The 3,533-nt window shown below is 64.9% G+C and carries 3 protein-coding genes; all 3 read left to right on the plus strand.

Going from position 1 to position 3,533, the window contains the following annotated elements:
* Positions 1 to 23: 23 nt before the first annotated feature.
* Positions 24 to 1,523 carry a sensor histidine kinase gene (locus tag Q0S16_RS04025; protein ID WP_295845315.1) on the plus strand — a complete coding sequence of 500 codons (1,500 nt, stop codon included), beginning with the start codon at positions 24 to 26 and terminating at the stop codon, positions 1,521 to 1,523.
* 121 nt (positions 1,524 to 1,644) lie between these two features.
* Positions 1,645 to 2,619, plus strand: coding sequence for a tripartite tricarboxylate transporter substrate binding protein (locus Q0S16_RS04030; RefSeq protein ID WP_295845311.1), 975 nt, complete (start codon positions 1,645 to 1,647; stop codon positions 2,617 to 2,619).
* A gap of 277 nt (positions 2,620 to 2,896) precedes the next feature.
* On the plus strand, positions 2,897 to 3,533 hold a 637-nt coding region (locus tag Q0S16_RS04035; protein WP_295845313.1), incomplete at its 3' end, for an esterase-like activity of phytase family protein.

Here is a 3,533-nt window from a genome sequence, read left to right on the forward strand (position 1 = left end):
CAAACACCTTCCGGGGCCAGCGCGTGCGCAAGATCTCATTGCCGGTCCGCCTCGCGCTGCTGGTCGCCGGCACCATGTCGCCGCTGATCATCTTTGCCAGCGTGATCATCTATCGCGGCTACGAGAAGGATCGCGCCGACGCGTCGGCCCGCGTGCTCGAGAATGCCCGCAGCATCCGCACCGTGCTGGATGCCGAATTGCGGCGCATGACCGGCGGCATGCAAGTGCTGTCGATGACCGATTCGCTGCGCTCCGGCGATTTCGACCTGTTTCGCCGGATCGCGCTCGGTTTCCTCGAACAATACCCGCCCGGCGGGGTGGTGCTGGTCGCCGACCGCGACGGCCGCCAGCTGTTCTCGACGCTGTCGTCGGACATCGCCAAACTGCCACCGAGCGGCAATATCGAGATGGTGCGCAAGGTGTTCGAGTCCGGCGAGACGGTCTACTCCAACCTGTTTGTCAGCTCGGTCCTGAAGACGCCGATCCTGACCGTGGAGGTGCCGGTGCGGGTCGATGACCAGGTGGTCTACGACCTCTCCTTCGCGCCGCCGATGGCGGCGTTTCAGGGCATTTTAGAGCGACAGCGACCAAGTCCCGACTGGACGATCTCGATCTTCGACAGCGAGGGCACCAACGTCGCCCGGGTTCCTAACCCCGAGGAAACCGTCGGCAGGCGGGCTTCCGCGACGCTGTACGCCGAGATGTTCAAATCGCCCGAGGCCACGTTCGAGACAGTATCGCTGCAGGGGGTGCCGCTGATCACGGCGGTGGCGCGATCGGAGGTCTCCGGCTGGATCGTCGGCAACGGCATCGCCTCGGCATCGCTGACGGCGCCGCTGTGGCGCGCGCTCGCCATCACCATCGCCGTCGGCATCCTGCTGCTACTGATCGGTGTCGGCTTCGCGCTACGAATGGCCAGCGTGATCGCACGTGGCGAAGCGCAGCATGCGCTGCTGGTCGAGGAACTCAACCACCGCGTCAAGAACACGCTGGCGGTGCTGCAGGCGATCGCCAGCCAGACCTTCCGCGGCGCCAGCAAGACCGAGCGCGACACTTTTGACGGCCGGCTTGGTGCGCTGGCCAAGGCGCATGACCTGCTGAGCCAGGAAAAATGGGCCGGGGCCAACGTGCAGGACGTCGTCAACCGCGTGCTGGAGCCCTACGCCATCCTCGGCTCGCCGCGGCTACGGATTTCCGGCCCGAAGGTACCGCTGACGCCGCCGCGGGCGGTGATGATGTCGATGATCCTGCACGAGATCGCCACCAACGCCGCGAAATATGGCGCGCTCTCCAACGAAGCCGGCACCGTCAGCATCGACTGGCGGCTAGTGCTGGAGCCGGCCGGCGAGAGGCTGCGGCTGACCTGGATCGAATCCGGCGGCCCGCGCGTGCACGCGCCGACCCGCAAGGGGTTCGGCTCACGGCTGATCGAACGCGGCGCCCGCGACCAGCTCGGCGGCAGCGCCACCGTTGATTTCCTGCCAACCGGCGTGGTCTGCACCATCCTGAGCGCGGTGGGCTGAGTCATTCCGCGATACGGCATGCGCCGGTTTCGCTTTGGGCTTTTGCGCCGTGGCAAGCTCGGCTAGTTTGCGCCCAACAACATAGCCGACCGTCAAGGCCGGCGCAGGGAGAGCAAACGGAATGAGCGGACTTCAGGTGATTCGGGCCATGGCAGTGGCGGCGGCGATGTGTCCAGCCGCCATGGCGCAGGCGCAAACCTCAAACTATCCGACCAAGACGATCACACTGGTGCTGCCGTTCGCCGCCGGCAGTGGCACCGACAGCACGACGCGGATCATCTCGCAATATCTGGGCCAGGCGCTCGGCGTGCCGATCGTGATCGACAACAAGCCCGGCGCCAATGGTTCGATCGCCGCGACCTATGTGGCGCGCGCCGCGCCCGACGGCTACACGCTGTTCGTCACCACCAATACCTCGCATTCCGCCAATCCGTTCCTGCTCAAGAACATGACCTACGATCCGGTCAAGGATTTTACCCCGATCGCGCGCACCGGCGACCTGCCCTTCATGCTGGTGGTCAATCCCGACATGAAGGCGCAAAGCGTCGCCGAGCTGGTGGCGCTCGCCAGGGCCAACCCGGGCAAGCTGACCTATGCCAGCGGCAGTTCGTCGGCGATCGTGTCGGGCGCGACCTTCGCGCATAATGCCGGCATCGAGATGCTGCACGTGCCCTACAAGAGTTCACCACCGGCGCTCAACGACGTCATCGGCGGCCGCATCGACATGATGTTCACCGACGTGCCGAGCGGCCTGCCGCATGTCAACGGCAAGACGCTACGCGCCCTCGCTGTCACCACCGCGAAGCGTTCGCCGCTGGTGCCTGAACTGCCGACCATGCAGGAAGCCGGCGTGCCCGATTTCGACATCACCTCCTGGCAGGCCTATTTCGGCCCCGCCGGCCTGCCCCGGGACGTCGTGATCCGGCTCAACGCCGAGTTGCGCAAGATCGTCGAGACCCCCGAGATCAAGGCGAAGCTCGCCAATCTCGGCATGGATGCCTTTTCGGGGAGCCCGGAAGAACTCGATGGCTTCGTGAAGGACCAGCTGGTGCTGTGGGCAAAGCTGATCAGCAACGCCAAGATCGAGAAGCAGTAGAAGTCAGCTATCTTCGTGTCCCGGACGCGATGCCATGCGAAGCATGGCTTCGCAGATCCGGGATCCCGGTTTGCTGGCAACAACCGGGACCCCGGCTCCGCGGAGCATCACGCCACCAAGGTGGCGCGCTGCGCCGGGTCCGGGGAACGCGGCAACGCCTCCTGGCGCCAACTTGCCGCGGCATTTTCCCCCCGCTGTCACCGTGTCGTCACGAAATTGTCAGCGCGCGGTAACCCGCGCCCCGCAAAAGACCCGCATGGTCACAAGGAGAAATACCATGCGCAAGACCCTGCTCTGTTCCGTCGCCTCGATGCTGCTGCTGTCGTCCGCGGCCTTCGCGCAAGCCGAGGGCGAATTTCCGGCGAAACTGGCCGGCCATGCCGTGCTGCCGGCGATGTCGACCATCGATGCGCCCGCCGATGCCCCGAACGACCTCAAGACCTCTGGCAAATCCACCACCGGCAAGCGCGTCGACGCGCTCGGCAGTGTGATGGGCAAATCCTATGAGCGCGCTACCGGCATTTCGCTGCCGATGAAGGGCCAACCGCTGCAGGGCCATTCCGGCATCAAGGTGATGCCGGACGGTACCTATTGGGTGCTGACCGACAATGGCGCCGGCTCGCGCTACAATTCGGCCGACTACATGATCTACCTCAACCATCACAAGATCGACTGGAACAGCGGCAAGCTCGAGCGCCTGGCCACCGTGTTCCTGCACGACCCCGACAAGAAGGTACCGTCCCGCATCGTTCATGAAGATACCGCCAAGCGCTATCTGACCGGCGCCGACGTCGACACCGAGGGTTTCCAGATCATCGGCGACCATTTCTGGATCGGCGAGGAATTCGGTCCCTACATCATCAAGGCCGACAAAACCGGCAAGGTGCTGGCGGTGTTCGACACCGTCGCCGACG

The sequence above is a fragment of the Tardiphaga sp. genome, assembly GCF_025356345.1.
In the GTDB taxonomy this organism is placed as follows: Bacteria; Pseudomonadota; Alphaproteobacteria; order Rhizobiales; family Xanthobacteraceae; genus Tardiphaga.